Origin of the sequence: Streptomyces sp. NRRL F-5755 (assembly GCF_001279365.1) — a bacterium.
GTDB lineage: Bacteria > Actinomycetota > Actinomycetes > Streptomycetales > Streptomycetaceae > Streptomyces > Streptomyces rimosus.
Map to the genome: position 1 here is coordinate 75412 of NZ_LGCW01000284.1, position 21722 is coordinate 97133.

Genomic DNA, 21722 nt, shown 5'->3' on the forward strand with positions numbered 1-21722 from the left:
GGGCCGGAGCGAACTTCACCGCAAGAGGGTGTGAAGATCTCAGGCGTGCCGGACACCAACAGATCATGAGCAAGGACGCAGCCCCCGACGACGGTTCCGGCGGGGTCACCGGCGAGGAGAGCGCCCAGGGCGGCGGCAGGGACGTCGACGGGGCCTTCGCCGACGCCTACCGCGCCCACTACTGGGCCGTCAGCCGCTTCGTCGCCCGGCGGCTGGACGACGACCGGGCGGACGACGTGGAGGAGGTGGTGGCGGAGGTCTTCTCCATAGCCTGGCGGCGCCGGGCCGAGCTGCCGGAATCGCCGCTGCCCTGGCTGTACGGCGTGGCCCGCAACTGCCTGTCGAACACGGTGCGCGGCTTCGGCCGCTACCGGCGCCTGCTGCACCGCCTCGGCAACCACGAGGCCGCGCACCGCCGCCAGACCGTGGACAGTCCCGACGCGGAGCGGCCGGGCTCCTGGGTGCACGAGGCCCTGGAGCGCCTCTCCCCCGCCGATCAGGAAGTCCTGCGCCTGACGGCCTGGGAGGAACTGACCCTCCAGGAACTGGCCGTCACCCTGGACTGCAGCCAGAGCGCAGCGGCGATGCGGCTGCACCGGGCCCGCAACCGGCTCCGTACACAGATCGAGCGCCTGCGCCGGAAGGCGGGTCCGGAGCCGCCACGCCCCCGCGCACACCGTACGACCGCACGACCAGCCCTGCCCGCACCCGCGGTGCCGACCCGAGCCGGAGGCCGCAGCCTTGACTGACGAACTGGAGCTGCTGCGGCAGGCCGATCCCGTACGGTCCGACGAGGGGCCCTGGCGTGACCGCCCGCTGACCGCGCGCGCCGAACACCGCCTGGCCGAGCTGATGCGCGCCGAAGCGCCGGAGCGCACGCCCGACCCCGCGCCGGCGCCCGAGCGGCCCGAACGCACCGCCCGCGCCCCCCGCCCCACGCGCCGTACCCGCCGTCTCCTCATCGGCGCCACCGCCGCCTCGGCCGCCGTACTCGCCGTCCTCACCCTCACCTTCTCCGGCGCCGGTACGACACCGGCGGCGGCCGCCCCCACCGCGCTCGTCGTACAGCGCGACGCGCCCGCCATCCCGCTGGACGAGGTGGCGCGGCAGGCGGAGGCGTACGCCCGCGTCCAGCGCAACGCGCCCAAGCCGCACCGCGGCAGCCACCTCCAGAGCTGGTACCTGAGCATGCAGACGGGCCCCGACGCCAAGCCGCCGGTCACCGTGCCCGAGGAGCGGATCACCCGCTGGAACCCGGACGGCAGCGGATCGGAGCTGGTGGTCGCGACCGATCCGCGGCACCCCGGCCGCCCGGTGATCAACGACGCGGACGGGGAGTGGCGCACCGTCAACGACGGCAAGGTGCTGCACCGCAAGACGTATCCGGCGGGCACGCGCCTGGACGACCCGGCCACCGGCGAGGGCACGCTGCCCGCGCGCCCGCCCGCCGACCCCGACGAACTGCGCGCCTATCTGGCCACGTTCTACAGCGGCGCCGGCACGAAGACACAGCCCCTCCTGATGGCCCTCTCCTCGTTCCTCCAGGAGTGGACCCCGGGCCCGCGCGAGTCGGCGGCGCTGGCCCGGATGCTGTCCAGGGCGCCGGACCTGCGCCCGGCCGGCCAGGTCGTCGACCGGCTCGGCCGGCGGGGCCAGGCGTACGCGTACCACGGCGAGGACACGTCGGACGGGTCGATGGACGGCACGCTCCAGCTGGTCATCCTCGATCCGGAGACCGGCCGGGTCCTCGGGATGGAGACGACGTTCACGAAGGACCTCCCCGACTTCAAGATCAAGTCGGGGGACGTGCTGTCGTACGAGGCGTGGATGCCGTGAGGTGCCCCTGACGACGACCCTGCCCTCGGCCGGCTCAGTGACCGAGCCGGTCGAGGGCCTGCTGCGGGTAGCGCGCGCCCGCCACGGCCCCGGCAGGCACCGCCGCGCGCAGCCGGGCCTCCTGCTCGGCGGTGAGGGTGAGTTCGGCAGCGGCGGCGTTCTCTTCCACGTAACGCGCGCGCTTGGTGCCGGGGATCGGCACGATGTCCTCCCCCTGCGCCAGCAGCCAGGCCAGCGCAGCGCGCGCTGGGGGTACGCCGATCTCATCCGCGACAGCGCGCACGGCACGGACGAGCGCCAGGTTGCGCGTGATGTTCTCCTCGGAGAACCGCGGCCAGCGAAGCCGGTTGTCCGCCTCGCTCAGCTCCTCGCGGGAAGCGAGCGCGCCCGCGAGCATGCCGCGCCCGAGCGGCGAGTACGCCACGACCGTGACGCCCAGTTCGCGGCAGGTGGCGAGCATGTCGCCCTCGACGACGTCCCGGGTGAACAGCGAGTACTCCAGCTGCACCGCGCTGATCGGATGCACGGCGTGGGCCTTGCGCAGCGTCCCGGGACTGACCTCCGACAGCCCCAGCTGCCGCACCTTCCCCGCCGCCACCAGCTCCGCCATCACGCCGACGGTCTCCTCGACCGGCACGGCCGGATCGCGGCGGTGGGCGTAGTAGAGGTCGACACACTCGACGCCGAGCCTGCGCAGCGAGGCGTCGCAGGCCACGGGTACATACGCGGGCGAGGTGTCGACGGCGTCGACCCGCCCGGTCGCGGGGTCGTGCCGCAGCCCGAACTTGGTCGCGAGCACGACGGCGTCCCGCTTGCCCCGGCCGCGCAGCCAGCCGCCGACGAACTCCTCGTTCGCGCCGCGTCCGTAGGCGTCGGCGGTGTCGAGAAACGTCATTCCCAGCTCGGCGGCCTGGTCCAGCGCCCGCCGCGCCTCGGCCGGATCGGCGGGCCCGTACGCGACGGACATGCCCATGCACCCGAGCCCGACCGCCGAGACGGCCGGTCCCTTCTGCCCGCCGAGCCGCCGGTACCTCATGGCGTTCCTCCCCCACTCGCTGAATTCGGCTGCGCCGGGGCCCGGCACACAGATGAACACGCGGAGCGACAGGGCGGCGGCGTGTGGTGATCGTAACCACGAAGGGTCCGCCGAGTGGCGGAGTGCCGCCGGGTGGCCGATGCTGGACGGGCGCGACGATCCGGCGGCGCGGCAGGGACACTGCCGCGCCGCTCATGCGTTCCAGGCTCAGGCCAGCGGTACGTTCACGCAGGCCAGGCGGGCGCCCGCGGTTCCCGCGTGCCCCGGTTCGGTGTGCGTTCCGTGTTCGTGGACGACCACGGAGCGGGCCTCTCCGTAGCGGACGTGCCAGGCGACCTTGGCGGTCGAGGAGCCGCGGCCGTCCTCGTCGGTCTTCATGTCGAGCCAGACCTCGTTGCGGGGGTTCGCGTAGGCGGGGTCGGTCGAGGGCTGCACCGGGTCGGGGACGTTCTGGTAGTGCGGGCCGGAGTCGTTGGGCTTCGGACCGCAGGGCTTGGTGTGGACATGGGCGCCGTACGTACGGTCGGGCACCAGCCCGGACAGGCGCAGGGAGACGGCCGTACGGGCGTCCTTGCCGGAGCCGTACCGCTTCTCCACGACCGTGACCCGGCTGCCCTCGGGCACCAGGGCCTGGTCGTAGGTGACGGCCTCGCCCGTCGGGGACGCCGCGAAGTGCGCGCGGACGGTCACGCTGGTGCACTGCACTCCCATGGCCGGCGCGGCGGCCGGCGCCATTGCCAGTGATGCGGTCAGCACTGCCGTAGCGATAGACATGCGACGCACCCTCGCGTCCCGGTACGGCAAACGGAACCGGGTATCCGGTCAAGCGGGGCGTACGGGGGAATTATGGAAGGCGGGTTTGGGGAGCGGTCCGCGGGACACACGGGGTGCGGGTGACGGGCGGCCCGACGTGGGGCGGAAGCGGCCGGCGAGGTTCGGGAAAACTTTTTCCGCAAGAGCCGCATACATCCGTGAGGACTGGGCAGGGTCAGGTCCGTGCGCTGCATATGTGGTACAACACGGGGCAATTCGGTTGCGATGATCGCCGCGAGATGGATCACATCCATAAAGGCCGAATAAAGACCCCCGGGACGCCGTTTCCCCTGCAAGCAGCGGGGTTGACCACACTTACGCGATCACCCGTGCACTGTCCGTGATGACCCGCTCTGCACCTATGGTCGACCTTTGCCCGTCACGCCATGGCGGGCGAGGCCCGCCCCGGCGGGTGTTCCATGCAGTCGTCCCAGAGAGCGCAGGCGAGCGAGCACGTGCCGACGCAGTCACCCGTCGCACAGCGGACCCGTACCGGTGGTCCCGAAACCGATCCGGCCGATGCGGCCGACGCGGTCGAGCCGGAGAAAACGGAGAAGCGGGGGAAGGGCGGCGACGACATCACGGTCGTCGATCCGTCCATGGTCAAGCGGGCCGTCTCGGCGGCCGCGGTCGGCAACGCGATGGAGTGGTTCGACTTCGGCGTCTACAGCTACATCGCGGTCACGCTGGGACAGGTCTTCTTCCCGTCCGGCAACCCGACCGCGCAGTTGCTGTCGACGTTCGGCACCTTCGCCGCGGCGTTCCTGGTCCGCCCCATCGGCGGCATGGTCTTCGGTCCGCTCGGCGACCGCATCGGCCGGCAGAAGATCCTGGCCATCACGATGATCATGATGGCGGCGGGCACCTTCGCCATCGGCCTGATCCCCTCGTACGCCTCCATCGGCGTCTGGGCGCCGATCCTGCTGCTGGTCGCCCGGCTGGTCCAGGGCTTCTCCACCGGCGGCGAGTACGGCGGCGCCTCGACCTTCATCGCCGAGTACGCGCCCGACAAGAAGCGCGGCTTCATGGGCAGCTGGCTGGAGTTCGGCACGCTCGCCGGTTACGTCGGCGGCGCCGGCCTGGTCACGCTGCTGACCGCGGTCCTCAGCCACGACGCGCTGCTCTCCTGGGGCTGGCGCCTGCCGTTCCTGATCGCGGGCCCGATGGGCATCATCGGCCTCTATCTGCGGATGCGGCTGGAGGAGACCCCGGCCTTCGCGCAGCTGGAGAAGGAGGCGCGGACCAAGGAGAAGGAGCGCCGGGCCGCCGAGAAGAAGCTCGGCCTGCGCGAGATGATCTTCGGCCAGTGGCGCGCGATGCTGCTCTGCGTCGGCCTGGTCCTGGTCTTCAACGTCACCGACTACATGCTGCTGTCGTACATGCCGAGCTATCTGACCTCGGAGCTGAAGTACGACGAGACGCACGGGCTGCTGGTCGTGCTGGCCGTCATGGTCGTGATGATGTGCGTCCAGCCGTTCGCGGGCCGGCTCACCGACCGCTTCGGGCGCCGCCCGGTCATCGCGACCGGCTGCGTCGGCTTCCTGGTGCTGTCCGTACCGGCCCTGCTGCTGATCCGCCAGGGTTCGCTGGCCGGCATCGCGCTGGGCATGGCCGTCCTCGGCCTGCTGCTGGTGTGCTTCACGTCCACCATGCCTTCCACGCTGCCCGCGCTCTTCCCGACGAAGGTGCGCTACGGCTCGCTGTCCATCGGCTTCAACGTGTCGGTGTCGGTCTTCGGCGGTACGACTCCGCTGGTGGTGACCGCGCTGATCGGCGCCACGGGCAACAACATGATGCCCGCGTTCTACATGATGGCCGCCGCCGTGGTCGGCGGGATCGCGGTCCTGCTGATGACGGAGAGCGCGTGCAAGCCGCTGCCGGGGTCGCCGCCTGCGGTGGAGACGGAGTCGGAGGCGCGCGCGCTGCGCAAGGCCGCGAAGTCCGCTGCGGGGGCCGGTTCGGCCGCCGGCAAGCGGCGGGTGGCGGAGTCGCCTGCCTGACGAGGCCGCTACGGCCCCCCGTAACAAACGCCGGTGCGCGAGGACGAAGGGTCCTCGCGCACCGGCGTTTGTGGCGTCTGCCCCCGTCCCCGCCCCCGCTCTACGTGTCGCTCGGGCGGTACGGACGCTCCCATTCGCCGTTGTCACACGTACGCCCCGACGGGTCCTTCTGGCCGTGTGCGTAGACCCCCTCGCCCGATGTCGCGCCGGACGGCGACGGGAAGAAGCTCGTGTACGCGACGCGGCAGCTGTAACCGCCGCCCGCCTGATCGTGCTCGGGGCACGCCAGCGCGGCGGGCACGGCGGCCAGTACGGTGCCGGCGGCGGCCACCGTCACCACCGCGGCGCGGGTGAACTTCCGCAGGGGATATCCGTAAGACGCGGAACCCCCGCGACTCGGAGACAAGGCAGACATGCGGCTCAAGGGCTTCCCTTTCCTTCACCGGGCCGCACCCTCGCGCGCCCTGATGAGCCCCATGCTGGCCGGAATCGGGCACCCGGCCCCGGCCACACTCCGGCGCCCCGGCGGCTGCGACTCCAACAGCGGACACGGCCGTAACCAGCGCGCCGTCACACCCGTTGGACTCCCCCGGAACGCACTCCGTCACTGCTCCACGAGCCGTACGAACGGTATGTGCTCACCCGCCTGCCGATAGCCCTCCGCCGTGCCGTCGACCTCGAATTTCATGTATGCCGTCAGCGACTTGGCCGCCTTGGGATTCTTCGCCGCATAGCGCGCCATGATCCGGCCGCCCTCCTCGGCGGGCAGGAAGTGCGCGATGACGGCGCACCGGCGGCGGCCGACCTGGATGGTGGCGCGGGGCTGTTCCTGGAGGTTGCGGTACCACTGCGCGCCCGGGCCGAAGCCGGAGGCCAGCGTCCAGGTGCGGGCCTGCCGGTCGTACGCCACGACTTCCAGGACGACCCGGCGGGTCTTGCCCGACGTACGGCCGAGGTGTTCCAGAAGCAGCAGCCGCCTGCCGAATATCCCGCCGAGGCCGAGCCGGTAGAGGTGGATCGGCGCGCGGAAGGCGAGCCGCTTCCAGCCGGTCGGCCGCTCCGGACGCCCCACTGCCCGCGCCGCCGGCGGCGTTTTTGACGGCCCCTGCCCCGATGCTGAGTTCGACATACTCCGACGCTAGCCCCACCCACTGACAACCGGAGGACCCGCAACCGGCCGAGCTGGAGCGCGACGGTCCGCAATCACCACGAGGGAAGCACCGGCGCGCACCAGCGTTCAAGACCGGGCTCCGCTTCCGTACGAAACTGGCCACATGAGCACGGACATATCCACTGGAACAGCCGGCGAGACACCCGCCGGAACCCCTGAACGCTTCCCCACCAAGATCGCCATCGTGGTCCGCGAAGACCTGGCCGGCTGGCAGAAGCTGAACGTCACGGCGTTCCTCGCGAGCGGCATCGCCCACGCCGACGACGCCATCATGGGCAAGCGCTACGAGGACGGTTCGGGAAACGACTACCTCGCACTGTTCCGCGAGCCCGTACTGTGCTTCACCGCCGACCCGGCCGGCCTGGCCCGTACCCGCGCCCGCGCCCTCTCCCGCGAACTGCCCACCGCCCTGTACACGGCGGACATGTTCACCACCGGCAACGACGACGACAACCGCGCGGTGGTGCGCGCCGTCCCCGCCGACGCCCTCGACCTGGTGGGCGTGGCGGTCCACGGCCCCCGCAAACAGGTCGACAAGGTGATCAAGGGGCTGAAGCTGCACGGCTGACGCGGATCGTGGCGGTGGGTGGTGGCCCTGCGCTCCATTCACCGGACGGCATGCGGCACGATGTCCGGTATGAGCATCGTGAAGATCAATGTGCTGACCGTGCCCGCCGAACAGCGGGAGGTCCTGGAGAAGCGCTTCGGCGCGCGGGCCGGTTCCGTGGAGTCGTCGGACGGGTTCGAGTGGTTCGAGCTGCTGCGCCCGCTGGAGGGCACCGACCAGTATCTGGTCTACACCCGCTGGCGGGACGAGCAGGCGTTCCAGGCGTGGATGGAGGGGCCGATGAAGGCCGCGCACCAGGGTGGCGGCGCGGAGGGCGGCGAGCGGCCCAAGCCCGCCGCTTCCGGGTCCACGCTGTGGTCGTTCGAGGTCGTGCAGCAGGCCGGGCCGAAGGAACAGGGCTGAGCTGAACGGCCGGGCGACCGGGCGCCTCAGAAGTCGAGCAGGCGCTGGGCGGTTTCCCGGTAGTGGCGCAGGGCGACGCGGAGCTGTTCGGTGTCGGCGGCGCCCTGCTCCCAGGTCGCGCGCAGGGAGCGGCGGCGGGCGGCCAGGGCCTCCGGGAGGAGGGCGGCCAGTTCCTCGTAGAGACCGTCGGCTTCCTGTACGGCCTCGCGGGGGCGGTCGACGAAGCCGTTGACGGCGTGGTCGAGCCGCTGCCGCAGCTTCTCCCGGGCCTCGGCGGGGAGCAGCGGTTCGGCGGACCCCGCCATACCGGGTGTGCCGGACTGTTCCGGCGTGCCCGCCGGGTAGTCGGTTTCGGTGCCGGGCAGGCCCGCGTACACCCCGGGGACGCTCTCGGCGCCGGACGTGGTGGTGGGCGGCGGGGCGGCCGGCTGCTGCGCGCTACCGGTGCCCTCGTATGCCGCCGCGCCGCGCTCAGGAGGCGGCATGCCCTCGCTCGCAGCGCGCTCTTCGGGTGTGCCGGCGGGTCCGGTCCCGCGCTCGTCGTACGTACTCATCGCGCACCGCCTTCCGCAGTGTCGTGCCCGTGGCCGCGGCCGTGCGTCCAGGGGGAACGCATCCGGTCGCCGAACCGTCGGGTGGTGGACGTGGGGTGCCGGTGGCCGGGGTGGCCGTCCCGGCTCTCATGTCCGCTTCCGTACCGGCCGTCGGCCTCGCGCGCGTGGGCGGCTCCGGGGCCGTGGCGCCGGCGGCCGTGCGGGGCGGCGGACCCGTCGGGACCCGCCTTGAGCAGTTCGTTGAACAGCACGCGCGTGTTCACCACGGCCGCGCGCAGTTCCTCGGTGCCGGCGGCGTTCTCGGGGCGGTTGTTCCGGGCGCGTACGGCCGTCTCGTGGGCCTTGCGGTAGCCGTGGACGCCGTGCGCGTGGTGGACGGAGAGGGCGTCGGTCTGCTCGTCGTAGGTGTCGGCGGGGTAGCCGAGTTCGCGGGCGAGGCGGCCGAGCAGCAGGTCGGCCTCGACGACGGCCTGTTCGGGCTCGTCGACGAAGCGCCGCTGTACGGCCTCCCACCGCTCCTCGTACTGGATGCGCAGTTCAGCGGTGAGCGGCTGCGGGCGGAACGCGCCGTGACGGTCCAGCCGCTGGTTCAGCTCGCGTTCGGCGGCCGCGGTGTCGCCGTCGTGCACGGCGACGGCCCGCTCGTACTCGGGGCCGAAGCGCCGGCGCAACCCTCTGCTGCCGCTGCGGGCGACCTTGGCGCGCGCCATCAGGACGAGGGCGGCGATCACGAGAAGTGCCACGATGGGGACGATGATGAGAGTGATGGACATACGGGGCGGGTTGCCCCGCCCTTGGAGGCCAAACACCGCCTGGTGACGGGGCGTTGAGGGCCGAGCAGTGGGTGCCGGAGGATATTCGGGCGCGCCGCCCGCGCACCACCGGCACAATGCCGCCATGACCGACACCGCGACCCCGCACCGCCCCGAGACCTGGCAGCTCTCGGTCGAGCCCGACGACTCCCCCGTCGCCACGGCCCTGTTCCGCGAGTACTACTCCGAGGTCGCGGCGCGCTACCACGTCGTGCACGGGTTTCCGCCGATCACGCCGGAGGAGATCGACGAGGGCGTGGCGGAGTATCCGGTGGGGCAGTTCGTGCCGCCGCGCGGCGAATTGTTCATCGTGCGGCAGGGCGGGGAGGCCGCCGGATGCGGCGGGCTGCTGCTGCTCGACGGCGGGCGTACGGCGGAGCTGAAGCGGGTGTTCATCCGCAAGCCGTGGCGTGGGCGGGGAGCCGCGGGCGCCCTGATGCGCGGCCTCGAACGGCGCGCGGCGGAACTGGGCGCCGGACGGCTCCGGTTGGACACCCGGAGCGACCTGGTGGAGGCCGTCGCGATGTACCGGGCGTTCGGGTACGGGGAGATTCCCGCGTACAAGGAGGACCCGTATTCGGATCTCTTCTTCGAGAAGGCGGTGTCCTGAGGCGCGCGCCGCTCAGCGTGGTGCCGCCCCCGGCCGCCACCTCCAGGGCTCCTCGCCGTGCGGGCTCTCCGCGTCCGAGCCGCACAGTTCCGCCGACAGCTCGTCGACCAGTTCCGTGAGGTCGGTCGGCCGGTCCTCGGTCCACCAGTCGCCGAGCAGTTCGGCCAGCGACGCGCGGCGGGCGGCGGACAGCCGTTCCGCGACCGCGCGGCCCCGGTCGGTGAGGACCAGCGGCAGCCCCTCCCGTACGGCCAGGCCGCGTTCCTCGATCTGCCGGGTCGCCTCGGCGATCACGCGGAGCGGCACGATGCTGCGCTCGGCGAGCAGGGCGGGCTCCACCGAGCCGTACCGGTTGATGCGCAGCAGCATCCAGCTGGCCGCCGGTTTCAGGTCCAGACCCGCCGTCTCGGTGATCCGCTCGTACACCGCCTTGCGGCCCTCCAGGCTGCCGAGTCTGGACAGCGCGCGGCAGACCTCCTCGTAGGAGGAGCGCTGTACGGGGTTGGGGGACAGCACCTCGGAGTTGTCGGGCGCGGTGACGCCGCGGCGCAGCGGTTCCTCGCGCAGGAACCAGGCCAGCACGAAGGCGATCAGCACGACCGGGACCGCGTACAGGAAGACGTCGGTGATGGAGGTCGAGTACGCGTCGAGCACGCCGGACACGGCGTCGGGCGGCAGCTGCCGTACGGTACGCGGGTCCTCCGCGATCTTCGACGGGTCGGTGCCGGGCGGCAGCCGCTGCCCCGCGAGGGCGTCGGCGATCCGCGGCCCCAGCTTGTTGGCGAAGATCGTGCCGAAGATCGAGACGCCGAAGGAGGAGCCGATCGAGCGGAAGAAGGTGGCGCCCGAGGTGGCGACGCCGAGGTCCTCGTAGGCGACGGCGTTCTGCACGATCAGGACCAGCACCTGCATGACCAGGCCGAGCCCGAAACCGAAGACGAAGAAGAACACGCTCATCACGGCGGTGCCGCTCGACGGGCCCAGCTGGTGCAGGAGCAGCAGGCCGACGGCCGTGACGGCGGTGCCGGCGATCGGGAAGACCTTGTAGTGCCCGGTGCGGCTGACCAGTTGCCCGGAGCCGGTCGAGGACAGCAGCATGCCGATGACCATCGGCAGCATGTGCACACCGGACATGGTCGGTGAGACGCCCTTGACGACCTGGAGGAAGGTCGGCAGGTACGTCATCGAGCCGAACATCGCGAAGCCGATGACGAAGCCGATCACGGCGGTGAGGGTGAAGGAGCGCAGCCGGAACAGGCGGAGCGGCAGGACCGGTTCGGCGGCCCGGCGCTCGACGGCGACGAACACCGCCAGCAGGACGAGCCCGAGCACCCCGAGGCCGATGATCTGCCAGGAGCCCCAGCCGTAGCTGACGCCGCCGAGCGAGGTCATCAGGACGAAGCACGCGGCGACCGCGGCGATCAGGACGGTGCCCGGGTAGTCGATGCGGTGCGGGGTGCGGCGGGCCGGGATGTGCAGCACCGCGGCGATGACGGCCAGCGCGACGATCCCGATGGGCAGGTTGATGTAGAAGACCCAGCGCCAGCTGAGGTGGTCCACGAACAGGCCGCCGAGCAGCGGTCCGAGGACGCTGGTGGCGCCGAAGACCGCGCCGAACAGGCCCTGGTAGCGGCCGCGGTCGCGGGGCGGCACGATGTCGCCGACGATCGCCATGGACAGCACGATCAGGCCGCCGCCGCCCAGGCCCTGGACGGCGCGGAAGGCGATCAGCTGCGGCATGTCCTGCGCGATGCCGCACAGCGCGGAGCCGATCAGGAAGATCACGATGGCGGTCTGGAAGAGCCGTTTGCGTCCGTACTGGTCGCCGAGCTTGCCCCACAGCGGGGTCGCGGCGGTGGAGGCCAGCAGATACGCGGTGACCACCCAGGACAGATGGTCCAGGCCGCCGAGGTCGCTGACGATGGTGGGCAGCGCGGTGGCCACGATGGTCTGGTCGAGTGCCGCGATCAGCAGGCCGAGCAGCAGCGCGCCGATCGCGACGAGGACCGTCCGCCGGGATTGGCCCTCACCGGGGACGGCCGGAGCGCCGGTGTCCTGCGCCATGAGCGTCTCTCTTCGTGCGGGCGGGAACGGGCTGCCGCGAGGCCGGGACCGGCAGGTCCGGACCGCGCGGCGTGGGGCGAGGCCGGGCCTCGCGGGGCCGGGCCGCCGCGGGACGGGTGCCCGCGCCGGCCTCTTCTCCATCCTGATCGTTTTGGTCGGATACGGCCTGCTGAGGACCGTGGGGCCCGTTGGCGCCCGACTGCTCCCTGTGCAGGAAGGGGCCGAACCCGGATAATCACTGACCGATCGAGGGCTTCAGGAGGGGGAATCGCTCGTGACGGCTGAGACCTGCCCGCACTGCTCGGCACCCGCGCGCGCCGACGGCCGGCCGAGGTGCCTGTGCGAGGCGGCCGGTGCCGAGGACTTCGATCCGCTGCGGGTACGCCCGTACGTGCGGCTGCCGGAGGGGGCGGACGCCACGGACGCGACGCCGGGCGGCACGGCGGAGGCGATGCGGCCCGATCCGCGCCCCGCGCCGCGGTTCGGCTCCCGTACGGTGCCGCCGGCCGGGTCGCGGACGGGGGCGCGTGCCGGGTCCCGCGCGGGGCCGCGCTCCGGGGCCCGGGCGAATTCGTACGCCGGTTCGCATGCCGGTGCGTACGGCGGGCCGCACGCCGGATCGCGAGGTGGCCCGCACGCGGGCGCCCGCACCGGTTCCGGGGCGCAGGACGGAACCGGGGCGCAGGACGGAACCGGGGCGGAGGACGAATCCAGCGCGTACGACACGGCCCGCCGGCGCAGGAGGCAAGCGGGCCTGGCCGCCATGGCGGTCTCCGCGGCGGCCCTGGCGGCGGGCGCGGTCATGCTCAGCGGCGCGCTGCTGTCCGACTCGGACCAGGACCGCGCCCTGCCGGACGACCACCGGCCCCTGCCCTCCGTCGCCCGGACGTCGGACGGCGGCAGCACCCACGCCCCCGGAGGAGGCGGCGCACCGGGCCGCCGCACCGCGGCCCCCTCCGCCACCCCCACGCACGCGCCGTACCGGGCGCCCCAGGCGCCGCCCGGCCCGTCCGGCACGCCGTCCCCGTCACGCCCCCCGTCGTCGCCCCCGGGCACGGCCACGGCGTCCGGCAGCATCACCAGCGCACCGGAGAGCCGTACGCCGAGCAGGCCGCCGGACGGGCCGATCGTGCTGCGGGAGGGGGCCAGCGGGCCGGAGGTGCTGGAGCTGCAACGGCGGCTGGAGCAGATGGCCGTGTATCCGGGCCCCGAGGACGGCCGCTACGACCGTGCCGTGCGCGAAGCCGTCATCGCCTTCCAGCGCACCTTCGGGCTGCGGGAGGACCCGGCAGGCGTCTACGGCGTACAGACCCGCAGGTCACTGGAGGCTCGTACGGTCGAGCCGTGAGCCGGGGCACGCGCCAGTGCAGCCGGTGAACCGGGGGGCGGTTGGCCTCTCACGGGGGGCTCTTTGTATCGTGTAGGAACAAAGTGGTTCCGCCCGCACTCCCTGACCGGCGGGCGGAGCCGCTTGACTCTTTCCCCAGCGCCCAGGAGCCCGCCGATGCCGGCCACCACCCCGCTCATAGCCCGCGCCCTGCTGCTGGACATGGACAGCACCATCGTGAACTCCGAGGCCGTCGTCGAGCGCTGCTGGCGCCGCTGGGCCGCCGAGCAGGGGCTGGACGCGGACGAGGTCCTCAAGGTGGTGCACGGCCGGCAGGGCTGGGCCACGATGGCCGCGCTGCTCCCCGACCGCCCGATGGAGCTCAACCACGAGGACAACCGGCGGATGCTGGAGCAGGAGACCGCGGACGTGGAGGGCGTCGTGCCGGTCCCCGGCGCGCCCGCCTTCATGGCGGCGCTCGCCCAGCTGCCGCACGCCCTGGTGACCTCCGCCGACCGCGCCCTGTCCGACGCCCGGATGGGCGCGGCCGGGCTGCCGATGCCGGACGTACGGATCACCGCGGAGTCCGTGAGCGCCAGCAAGCCGGACCCCGAGGGCTTCCTCAAGGGCGCCGCCGAGCTGGGGTACGCGCCCGAGGACTGCGTGGTCTTCGAGGACTCCGAGGCGGGCATCGCGGCCGGGCGCGCCGCGGGCATGCGCGTGGTGGGCGTCGGCGAGCGGGCCGCGGCGTTCGGCCCGGACGTCCACGTGCGCGACCTGCGCGAAATCCGGGTCGAGGCGCTCGCGGACGGGTCGATCGCGCTGCACATCGCCGTCTGAGCGGCCGGACGCCCCGGGGCGGACCACCCGGCCCGCCCCGCCCGCGCTCACCCGGTGATCGCCTCGTACAGGCTGAATCCCGCCATCAGCACCATCACGGCCGCCGCCACCTTCGTGATCAGCCCCAGCGGTACGTACTTCATCAGGGTGCGCCCGCCGAGGATGCCCAGCCCGGCCACGGCCCACAGAGCCAGCACGGCGCCGACGCCGACCGAGAACGGGTCGTCGTAACGGGCGGCGAGGTTCGCGGTCATGATCTGGGTCAGATCGCCGAACTCGGCGACCAGGATCATCATGAAGCCCGCCCCGGAGACCTTCCAGAAGCTCTGGTCGGCGGGCTTCTTGACCTCCTCCTCGTCCTCGCCCTTGCGGAAGACCAGGACGGCCGCGCCCGCGAGGAAGAGCACGCCCACGACCGCCTGGACGAGGCGGTGCGGGAGCAGGGACAGCACGCTGCCCGCGGCGATGGCGAGCGCGACGTGCACGGCGAAGGCCGCGGCGACGCCGGCGAAGACGTACGAGGCGCGGTAGCGGGTGCCGAGCACCAGCCCGGCCAGTGCGGTCTTGTCCGGAAGTTCGGCGAGGAAAACGACGCCGAAGACGACGGCGGCGACGGTGAAACTGAACACGGGGTGTCTTACCTCGATCGGTCGGGCCGCGCCGAGGGGCCCGGAAAAGGGGTCGCTTCGGCACGGCAGCGTCTCGTGCGCAGACGTACGTCTGCGCAAACACTGCGGCCGAAGGTCTCGCTGGCGTGGCAGGGACACCGGTCACCTGCCGCGCTCCGGGCGCCGGCCCACCTCGGGCGGCCGGTCACCTGGGCGGTGGCGGCCGTCGGGCGGGCAGTATGTCGACGGTCCGGCGAAGAGCTACTCCCCTTCTGCTGTGGCCAAGGGTACGCGGTGCAGGCGCCCGCGGGCCACCAGCTCCAGCACCACCGCCACGGCCGCCGCCTGTACGGCCAGCAGCGCCACCAGGACGAACAGCTGCACCGCGCCCGCCTGAACGGGTGAGGCGCCGCCCAGCAGCATCCCCACGAAGGCCCCGGGGAGTGTGACGAGGCCCACCGTGCGGGTCTGGTCCAGGCCCGGCAGCAGCGCGTCGGACGCCGCCGGACGGGCGACCTCCAGCCGGGCCTCCCGGTCGAGCAGGCCCAGCGCCAGCCCCGCCTCCACCTCGCCGTGCCGCGTCGTCAGCTCGTCCAGCGCCCGCCGCCCGCCGAGGACGGTGGCGGTCAGGGCGCCGCCGATGAGGATGCCCGCGACGGGGATGAGGGTGATGCCGCGCGGCGGGACCAGGCCGGTGAGCACCAGGGCGCCGACGACCGGCACGACGCCGGCGGCGAGCGGGGCGGCCGCCCACCACCAGGTGCGGTTCGGGGTGAGGCGGCGGCCCGCGGTCCGTACGGCGACGGCGAACATCAGCACGAGGAAACCGAGCAGCCAGGGCACGGACCGCACGACCCAGCCGATGAGGTACGAGACGGCGGCGAGCTGGAGGGCGGCGCGCACGCCGGCGAGGGCGATGGCCCGCGCGTGATCGAGGCGCGCGAGCGCGGCGACGGCCACGGCGGCGGCCAGCAGGACGGCGAGAACGGCCCCGAGGGCGGCGTTGACCGGCAGCAGCACGCGATCACTGTAGGCCCGGCCACCGGCCGGCGGGCCCGTTGCCGGGGGCGCACGCGCCCGCGCGGGCCACATCCCGGCCCGCCGGGCGCGTATGACGTCATGTCAACCCCTTGAAGTGACGTGAGCATGTCGTCACTCTGTTACCTGAGGACCGCCTCCTGGTAACTCCACGGCAGCACCATGGGGCCCGTCCCGCACGTCAACTTCCCCCCACAGCAAGGGAGTCCCGATGCCCAAGGTCTACGCGCGTCGTGCCACGGTCGCCGCCGGTTCCGCCGCCGCCCTCGTCTGCACGCTGCTCCTCGGCACCCAGCCCGCCCAGGCGGCGCCGCCCACCCCGCCGGACGCCGCGACGGCGCGTACGTACCTCGCCCAGCTAAAGGAGCAGGCCGAGGGGCCGCAGGACGGCTACAGCCGCGACAAGTTCCCGCACTGGTCCGACCAGGGCAAGAACTGCAACACGCGCGAGGTCGTGCTCAAGCGGGACGGCGAGGGCGTGCAGACCGACAGCAAGTGCGCGGCCACCAGGGGCACCTGGAAGTCGGCCTACGACGACGGCGTGTGGACCAAGGCGTCGGACGTGGACATCGACCACGTCGTACCGCTGTCGGAGGCGTGGAAGTCCGGGGCGCGGCAGTGGACCACCGCGCGCCGCCAGCAGCTGGCCAACGACCTCACCCACGCGCAGCTGATCGCCGTCACCGACAACGTGAACCAGGCCAAGGGCGACAAGGACCCGGCCGAGTGGCTGCCGCCGAAGACCTCGTACCACTGCACGTACGCGCGGATGTGGGTGTCGGTGAAGCATGTGTACGGGCTGACGGCCGACAAGGCCGAGAAGGCGGCGCTGAAGAAGATCCTGGACCGCTGCTGAGCGCTGCTGTTGCCATGATTGCCGCCACCGTCACCGCCACCGCCGTCGCCGGACGGGACGGCGGCCCGGCGGGCGTTTGATCACTCCTGACCGTCCTGCGACCGAGTGGCGCAACCGTACGACCGGATGGCTCCGTCTTTCTCCGACGAGGAGGCCGGAGCCGTCCCCTCGCCCTGTGGCCGGCTCCTATCCTCTGAGCACACACGTACGGGCACCGGCCCCGTACGGGGGAGGATCGCCGATGGCCGTGCTGCGCCTGGGGCCGCTGCTGCGGTACGTGGACGAGATCAGCGCGACGGTGTGGGTGGAGACCGACCGGCCGTGCGAGGTGCACGTGCGGTGCGAGAGCGGCGCGGGCGGCGCCGAGCGCACCTGGCAGGTGGCCGGGCACCACTACGCGCTGGTACCGGTCTCCGGGCTGACGCCGGACAGCGAGACCCCGTACCGGGTCCTGCTGGACGGCGAGCAGGTCTGGCCGCTGCCCGGCAGCCGCTTCCCGGAGAGCACGATCCGCACGCCCGCCGCGCCGGGCGGCGACCCGGACGAGCAGCGCCTGCGGGTCGCGTTCGGCTCCTGCCGCTGGGCGGCGCCGCCCGCCGACGCGCACGACCCGGTCGGCCCGGACGCCCTGGACACCCTCGCCGCCGCGCTCGCCGCCGACCCGGAGCACCAACGCCCCGATCTGCTCGTCCTGTTGGGCGACCAGGTCTATGCCGACCAGACCTCGGACGCCACCGCCCGGCTGCTCGCCACCCGGCGCGACACCTCCGAGCCGCCCTGGCGGCAGGTCGCGGACTACGAGGAGTACACCCACCTCTACGCCGAATCCTGGCTCGACCCCGAGGTGCGCTGGCTGCTCTCCACCGTCCCCAGCTGCATGATCTTCGACGACCACGACGTCATAGACGACTGGAACACCTCCGCCGCCTGGCTGACCCGGATGCGCGCGACTTCGTGGTGGCGTGAGCGGGTGCTGGGCGGCCTGATGACGTAGTGGGTGTACCAGCATTTGGGCAATCTTTCCCCCGCCGAGCTGGAGAAGGACGAGCTGTACGGGCGGGTGCGCGCGCTGCCGGACGGCACGGACCTGGTGCGCGAGTTCGCCGCCGCGGCCGACGCCGATCCGGTCTGCGCGCGCTGGAGCTACCGCCGCGACGTCGGCCGCGTACGGCTGGTCATGGTCGACACCCGCGCCACCCGCGTCCTGGACGAGGGGAGCCGGGCGATGCTCGACCCGGCCGAGGCCGACTGGCTGCGCGAGGCGGTGCTGGCCGACCCCGGCGCGTACGACCACCTGCTGATCGGCAGTTCGCTGCCGTGGCTGCTGCCGAACCTGGTCCACGACGCGGAGGGGTGGAACGCGGCCCTGTGCGCCGGGGCGCGCGGCGCGCGCTGGGCGCGCTGGAGCGAGTCGCTGCGGCAGCGCGCCGACCTGGAGCACTGGGCGGCGTTCCCGGAGTCCTTCGCCGCGCTCACCGACCTGCTGGTGGAGGCCGGTTCGGGGGACGCGGCCCCGGCGACGGTGTGCGTGCTGTCCGGCGACGTGCACCACGCGTACGTGGCCGAGCCGCACTGGTACGACGGCACCCGCCCCACCAGCAGGGTGCTCCAGCTCACCTGTTCACCCGTGCACAACAGCATCCCCGCCTCGATGCGGGCCGGTTTCCGCTTCGGGTGGAGCCGGCTCGGCCGCCGCCTGGGACACGCGCTGGCCCGGCACGGCCGGCTGGCCCGTCCCTCGATCGGCTGGCGCCGCACGGGCGGCCCATGGTTCGGCAACCAGCTGATGACCCTGTCGCTGCACGGGCGCGCGGCGCGGCTGCGGCTGGATCAGGCGGTGCGCGGACAGGGCGGCGGCGCGCGGCTGGCGGCGGCGTGGGACGAGCGGCTGACGGGTGGCCGGGGCGTCTAGGCACGCGCCGGAGGCCGGGGTTCCGGCGTGACTGCGGCCGTACGGGCGGCACTTCGCGCCATGACCACTTTCAGCCAACGGCCGGATATGGCCAGATGTTGAACTTGCAAGTACCTATTAGGTCTCCCTAACCTGTCACCTTGTCGGTTCCCGTCCCCGAAACCGCAGGAGTCCCACCATGTCCGCTCAGTCTCCGGTGACCGAGTTCACCGAACGATTCAGGCCGCACGTCCTGTCCCTGTTCCGCATCGTCGTGGGGCTGCTCTTCGCCTGCCATGGCGCGTCCTCGCTGTTCGGCGTCCTCGGTGGCGCGATGGGCAAGGGGCTGACCGTGCCCGCGGGCAGCTGGCCCGGCTGGTACGCGGCCGTCATCCAGCTCGTCGGCGGCGTCCTGGTGATGGTCGGCCTCGGCACCCGCAGCGCCGCCTTCATCAGCTCCGGCTCGATGGCGTACGCGTACTTCTCGGCGCACGCCGGCACGGCGCTGTGGCCGCTCCAGAACGGCGGCGAACTGTCCGCGCTGTTCTGCTGGGCGTTCCTGCTGCTCGTCTTCACCGGTCCCGGCGTCTGGTCGCTGGACCGCCTGTTCTTCGGCGCCCGGCGCCCGGCGGAGGCCGGCGCGGGCACCCCGCGCGAGCCGAGCGCGGTCTGACGGCAGCGCCGCGGCCGCCGGGCCGCGACACGGCGAGAGCGGCGGCCCCCGGAGTTCCTCCGGGGGCCGCCGCCCGTCCGTACGGCCGCCGTCAGAAGATCTTCGACAGCACGCCCGCGACGGCCTTCCCGGCCTCCTTGGAGTTGTTGAACGGCACGGTGTAGCACGCCACCACCCGGCCGGCGGTCCCCGCCACCCCGGGCCCGGTCGCGGTGCGCCGCTCGTGGATCGCCACCGACCGCGCCTCGCCGGACCGGAAGCTCCAGGCATGCCGGGACTCGGCCGAGCCCTCGCCCTTCGCGTTGGTCGTGAAGTCCAGCCAGACCTCGTTCTTCGGGTTGGCGTAGGCCGGGTCGACGGACGGCGTACGCGGGTCCTTGCGGTGCTGGTAGTGCCCGCCCGCGTCCGTGGGGCGGACCCCGCAGGCGCCGGTGTGGACGTGCGCCCCGTAGGTGCGGTTCGCCGGCAGGTCGGTCACCCGCAGGCCGACCCGGGTGTGCTTGCTGTCGGCGCGCTCGCTGACCGTGACGTGGGACCCGACGGGCACCAGCTTGGGGTCGTAGGTGAGCGCGCTGCTCAGCATCTGCGCGTTCGGCCGCGTGAACTGCGCGGCGATCGTCGCGGAGTACTGCGGGTCGACGGTGTTCTTCTGGACCTTGTCGCCGTCCGCCGCCACGGCCGCCGGGGCGAGCAGGAGCGCGCCCGCCGTGGCGAGGACCGCCGCGCAGGCGCCCGCCGCCCTGGCGGCCGGCCGCACCCGCGCCGCGCCGCTCCCGGCCCGTCCCTCGTCGGCGGCCGGTCCGGCCGCGCTCCCCGGCGTCGTCGATGACTCCCTCGATGTCTGCATCCATGTCTCCATTCGTGTGCCGTTCCGCTTCGGAGCACCCTGTCCACGCGATCACAGAGCGCGCATTTCGGCATATAACGTTCCCTACGCCGCGCTCTTTTGCGCCACGGCCGCAGCAGACGGGTGACGGCGGTCTCCAGCACGGTCCCGCGCCGGTTACGGGGCGATGTGAACCCAACAACACCGTGCGCCCCGGAACGTCACCGTGCGCGCGCCAGGCGTACGCTGTATGGCGGTACAGCCGCCCCAGCCGCCGATGCGACGTCGCGGCCAGGGGTCCGGACGGGAGAAGGACGTTGTTGGAAAGCCTGGGGTCGTTGAGCGACACCCCTTGGGTCTACGCGATCGTCGGTCTCTCCGTACTCCTCGACGTCTTCGTGCCGATCCTGCCCAGCGGCGTCCTGGTGATCACCGCGGCCACCACGGCGGCGGGCACCGGCACCGCGGCCGGCGCCGTCTCCGGCGCGGTGCGCGGCGACGTGCACATCGCCGAGATGCTGGCCCTGGTGCTGTGCGCCGCGACCGCCTCGGTCCTCGGCGACCTGGTCGCCTACCGGCTCGCCTGGCGCGGCGGCGACCGCTTCGACCGCGCCATCGCCCGCTCCCGCCGCCTGACCGCGGCGCAGGAACGCCTCGGCGCGGCCCTGACCCGGGGTGGCGGCGGCATCGTCGTACTGGCCCGCTTCGCGCCCGCCGGACGCTCGGTGGTCAGCCTGGGCGCGGGCGTCGCGCACCGTACGGCCCGGGAGTTCCTGCCGTGGTCCGCGCTGGCCGGGCTGGCCTGGGCCGCGTACGGAGTGGCCCTGGGCTATGTGGGCGGCCAGTGGCTGGGCGCGTCGTGGATCAGCGCCGCCGTCTCGGTGTTCGCGCTGTTCGCGGCGGGGTCGGCGGCGGTCTTCCTGATGCGGCGGCCGGAGCGCAGGGCGGCGGCGTTCGCGGCGACGGGGACCGACTGACCTGCGGCTCGCCGGGACCGCGCACGGTGCGACGGGGACCGGCCACGAACCGGCCGACCGGATTCCGCCCAGAGCGCGGAGGGGCGGGGTGAAGTGGACTGGTCGGGCAGGGCCGGTGAAACGGGCTGGTCGGAGGGGTGCGGGCCGCGGCGCGGGAAAGCCCGGGGCGGATTGTCAGACCCCGGTGCGACCATGACGGCATGAACATCTGGCAGTGCCGTCCCGAGACTCCCGAGGACATTCCGGCCGTCCGCCGGGTCAATCTCGCCGCCTTCGAGACCTCCGGCGAGGCCGACCTCGTCGACGCGCTGCGGCGTGACCCGGCGGCCTGGCTGCCCGCCCTCTCGTACGTGGCCGAGCCCGCCGGGCCCTCGGGTTCCGGCCCGGCGCCCGCGCCCGTCGCCGCGTACGCCCTGCTCACCCGCTGCCACATAGCCGGCGAACCGGCCGTCGCGCTGGCGCCCTGCGCCGTGCTGCCCGAGTACCAGAAGCAGGGCGCGGGCAGCGCCGTCATCCGGGCGGTGCTGGACGCGGCCCGTGCCGCCGGGGAGCGGACGGCCATCGTGCTGGGGCATCCGCCGTACTACCCCAGGTTCGGCTTCGGGCCCGCCTCCCGCTTCGGCATCCTGCCGCCGCAGGAGTGGCCGGACGAGGCGTTCCTGGCCCTGTCCCTGGACGGCGGCACGCCCCCGCGCGGCACGGTGCGGTACGCGCAGGCGTTCGGCATCCGCTGAGGGCCTTTCCGGGGCCGCGGCCCGGCCCCGGCCCCGGCCGTCTGCTCTTCTCCGTCGGCCTGCTGCTCGTCCTCGCCCTACTGGCC

Annotated in this window: 22 protein-coding genes and 1 pseudogene; 13 read left to right on the forward strand and 10 right to left on the reverse strand. The window is 73.1% G+C overall.

Translation table 11 applies throughout. The features are described 5' to 3' along the window. The first annotated feature begins 65 nt into the window (after positions 1-65). A complete protein-coding gene (locus tag ADK86_RS29020) occupies positions 66-749 on the forward strand; it encodes an RNA polymerase sigma factor (protein ID WP_053699269.1) in 684 nt (227 codons plus the stop codon). Continuing rightward, positions 742-1836, forward strand: coding sequence for a CU044_5270 family protein (locus ADK86_RS29025; protein WP_053699270.1), 1095 nt, complete (start codon positions 742-744; stop codon positions 1834-1836). Before ADK86_RS29020 ends, ADK86_RS29025 begins: the two co-directional genes overlap by 8 nt. A 34-nt stretch (positions 1837-1870) precedes the next feature. On the opposite strand, the gene ADK86_RS29030 is transcribed toward ADK86_RS29025, so the two are convergent. Continuing rightward, the gene (locus ADK86_RS29030) at positions 1871-2872 is read right to left on the reverse strand and encodes an aldo/keto reductase (protein ID WP_053699271.1); all 1002 of its coding nucleotides are present in this window, start codon (positions 2870-2872) and stop codon (positions 1871-1873) included. 207 nt (positions 2873-3079) lie between these two features. Beyond that, positions 3080-3646, reverse strand: coding sequence for a superoxide dismutase family protein (locus ADK86_RS29035; protein ID WP_050506401.1), 567 nt, complete (start codon positions 3644-3646; stop codon positions 3080-3082). Between the two features lie 494 nt (positions 3647-4140). Between ADK86_RS29035 and proP the strand changes: the two genes are divergently transcribed. Further along, entirely contained in the window at positions 4141-5685 is a 1545-nt protein-coding gene (gene proP, locus ADK86_RS29040) for a glycine betaine/L-proline transporter ProP (RefSeq protein WP_053699272.1), read from the forward strand. 100 nt (positions 5686-5785) lie between these two features. Here proP and ADK86_RS29045 read toward each other — a convergent pair whose 3' ends face one another. After that, the gene (locus ADK86_RS29045; RefSeq protein WP_053699273.1) at positions 5786-6025 is read right to left on the reverse strand and encodes a hypothetical protein; all 240 of its coding nucleotides are present in this window, start codon (positions 6023-6025) and stop codon (positions 5786-5788) included. A 264-nt stretch (positions 6026-6289) separates the two neighbouring features. Continuing rightward, positions 6290-6757 carry a nitroreductase family deazaflavin-dependent oxidoreductase gene (locus tag ADK86_RS29050; protein WP_078952330.1) on the reverse strand — a complete coding sequence of 156 codons (468 nt, stop codon included), beginning with the start codon at positions 6755-6757 and terminating at the stop codon, positions 6290-6292. Between the two features lie 202 nt (positions 6758-6959). Here ADK86_RS29050 and ADK86_RS29055 point away from each other — a divergent pair, with 202 nt between their 5' ends. Both ADK86_RS29055 and ADK86_RS29060 read left to right on the forward strand, forming a co-directional pair. Beyond that, a complete protein-coding gene (locus ADK86_RS29055; protein WP_053699275.1) occupies positions 6960-7424 on the forward strand; it encodes a DUF2000 domain-containing protein in 465 nt (154 codons plus the stop codon). Between the two features lie 69 nt (positions 7425-7493). Then, on the forward strand, positions 7494-7826 hold the full coding sequence (locus tag ADK86_RS29060) for an antibiotic biosynthesis monooxygenase family protein (protein WP_053699276.1): 333 nt from the start codon (positions 7494-7496) through the stop codon (positions 7824-7826). Positions 7827-7852: 26 nt separating this feature from the next. Here the strand turns inward: ADK86_RS29060 and ADK86_RS40225 are convergent, their stop codons facing one another. Together ADK86_RS40225 and ADK86_RS29070 are read right to left on the reverse strand one after the other, a co-directional pair. Beyond that, positions 7853-8380: a hypothetical protein gene (locus tag ADK86_RS40225; RefSeq protein WP_063789111.1), complete on the reverse strand. Its 528-nt coding sequence runs from the start codon at positions 8378-8380 to the stop codon at positions 7853-7855. Continuing rightward, a complete protein-coding gene (locus ADK86_RS29070) occupies positions 8377-9153 on the reverse strand; it encodes a hypothetical protein (protein WP_063789112.1) in 777 nt (258 codons plus the stop codon). The genes ADK86_RS40225 and ADK86_RS29070 overlap by 4 nt, the downstream gene beginning before the upstream one ends. A 124-nt stretch (positions 9154-9277) precedes the next feature. Between ADK86_RS29070 and ADK86_RS29075 the strand changes: the two genes are divergently transcribed. Continuing rightward, positions 9278-9802, forward strand: a complete 525-nt coding sequence (locus ADK86_RS29075; protein ID WP_053699277.1) for a GNAT family N-acetyltransferase — start codon at positions 9278-9280, stop codon at positions 9800-9802. Between the two features lie 12 nt (positions 9803-9814). On the opposite strand, the gene ADK86_RS29080 is transcribed toward ADK86_RS29075, so the two are convergent. Then, the gene (locus ADK86_RS29080; protein WP_053699278.1) at positions 9815-11866 is read right to left on the reverse strand and encodes an MFS transporter; all 2052 of its coding nucleotides are present in this window, start codon (positions 11864-11866) and stop codon (positions 9815-9817) included. A 274-nt stretch (positions 11867-12140) separates the two neighbouring features. Between ADK86_RS29080 and ADK86_RS41515 the strand changes: the two genes are divergently transcribed. Then, a complete protein-coding gene (locus ADK86_RS41515; protein ID WP_053699279.1) occupies positions 12141-13214 on the forward strand; it encodes a peptidoglycan-binding protein in 1074 nt (357 codons plus the stop codon). Between the two features lie 156 nt (positions 13215-13370). Then, a complete protein-coding gene (locus tag ADK86_RS29090; protein WP_053699280.1) occupies positions 13371-14033 on the forward strand; it encodes an HAD-IA family hydrolase in 663 nt (220 codons plus the stop codon). Between the two features lie 47 nt (positions 14034-14080). Here ADK86_RS29090 and ADK86_RS29095 read toward each other — a convergent pair whose 3' ends face one another. Together ADK86_RS29095 and ADK86_RS29100 are read right to left on the reverse strand one after the other, a co-directional pair. Further along, positions 14081-14662 carry a TMEM165/GDT1 family protein gene (locus tag ADK86_RS29095; RefSeq protein ID WP_053699281.1) on the reverse strand — a complete coding sequence of 194 codons (582 nt, stop codon included), beginning with the start codon at positions 14660-14662 and terminating at the stop codon, positions 14081-14083. 240 nt (positions 14663-14902) lie between these two features. Then, positions 14903-15661, reverse strand: coding sequence for an ABC transporter permease (locus tag ADK86_RS29100; RefSeq protein WP_053699282.1), 759 nt, complete (start codon positions 15659-15661; stop codon positions 14903-14905). A 229-nt stretch (positions 15662-15890) separates the two neighbouring features. On the opposite strand from ADK86_RS29100, the gene ADK86_RS29105 reads away from it, so the two are divergent. From ADK86_RS29105 to ADK86_RS29115, 3 genes and pseudogenes are all read left to right on the forward strand, one after another. Further along, complete coding sequence (locus ADK86_RS29105) at positions 15891-16535, forward strand: HNH endonuclease family protein (protein WP_053699283.1); 645 nt, start codon at positions 15891-15893, stop codon at positions 16533-16535. Positions 16536-16776: 241 nt separating this feature from the next. After that, positions 16777-18447: pseudogene (locus tag ADK86_RS29110) on the forward strand (alkaline phosphatase D family protein). Between the two features lie 178 nt (positions 18448-18625). Further along, positions 18626-19099 carry a DoxX family protein gene (locus ADK86_RS29115; RefSeq protein ID WP_003979675.1) on the forward strand — a complete coding sequence of 158 codons (474 nt, stop codon included), beginning with the start codon at positions 18626-18628 and terminating at the stop codon, positions 19097-19099. Positions 19100-19190: 91 nt separating this feature from the next. On the opposite strand, the gene ADK86_RS29120 is transcribed toward ADK86_RS29115, so the two are convergent. Then, positions 19191-19946 (reverse strand): superoxide dismutase family protein, encoded by a 756-nt coding sequence (locus ADK86_RS29120; protein WP_078952331.1) that lies wholly within the window; start codon positions 19944-19946, stop codon positions 19191-19193. A 296-nt stretch (positions 19947-20242) separates the two neighbouring features. On the opposite strand from ADK86_RS29120, the gene ADK86_RS29125 reads away from it, so the two are divergent. Continuing rightward, positions 20243-20902: a DedA family protein gene (locus tag ADK86_RS29125; protein ID WP_030588566.1), complete on the forward strand. Its 660-nt coding sequence runs from the start codon at positions 20243-20245 to the stop codon at positions 20900-20902. 200 nt (positions 20903-21102) lie between these two features. After that, positions 21103-21636, forward strand: a complete 534-nt coding sequence (locus tag ADK86_RS29130) for a GNAT family N-acetyltransferase (protein ID WP_053699285.1) — start codon at positions 21103-21105, stop codon at positions 21634-21636. Positions 21637-21722 lie beyond the last annotated feature (86 nt).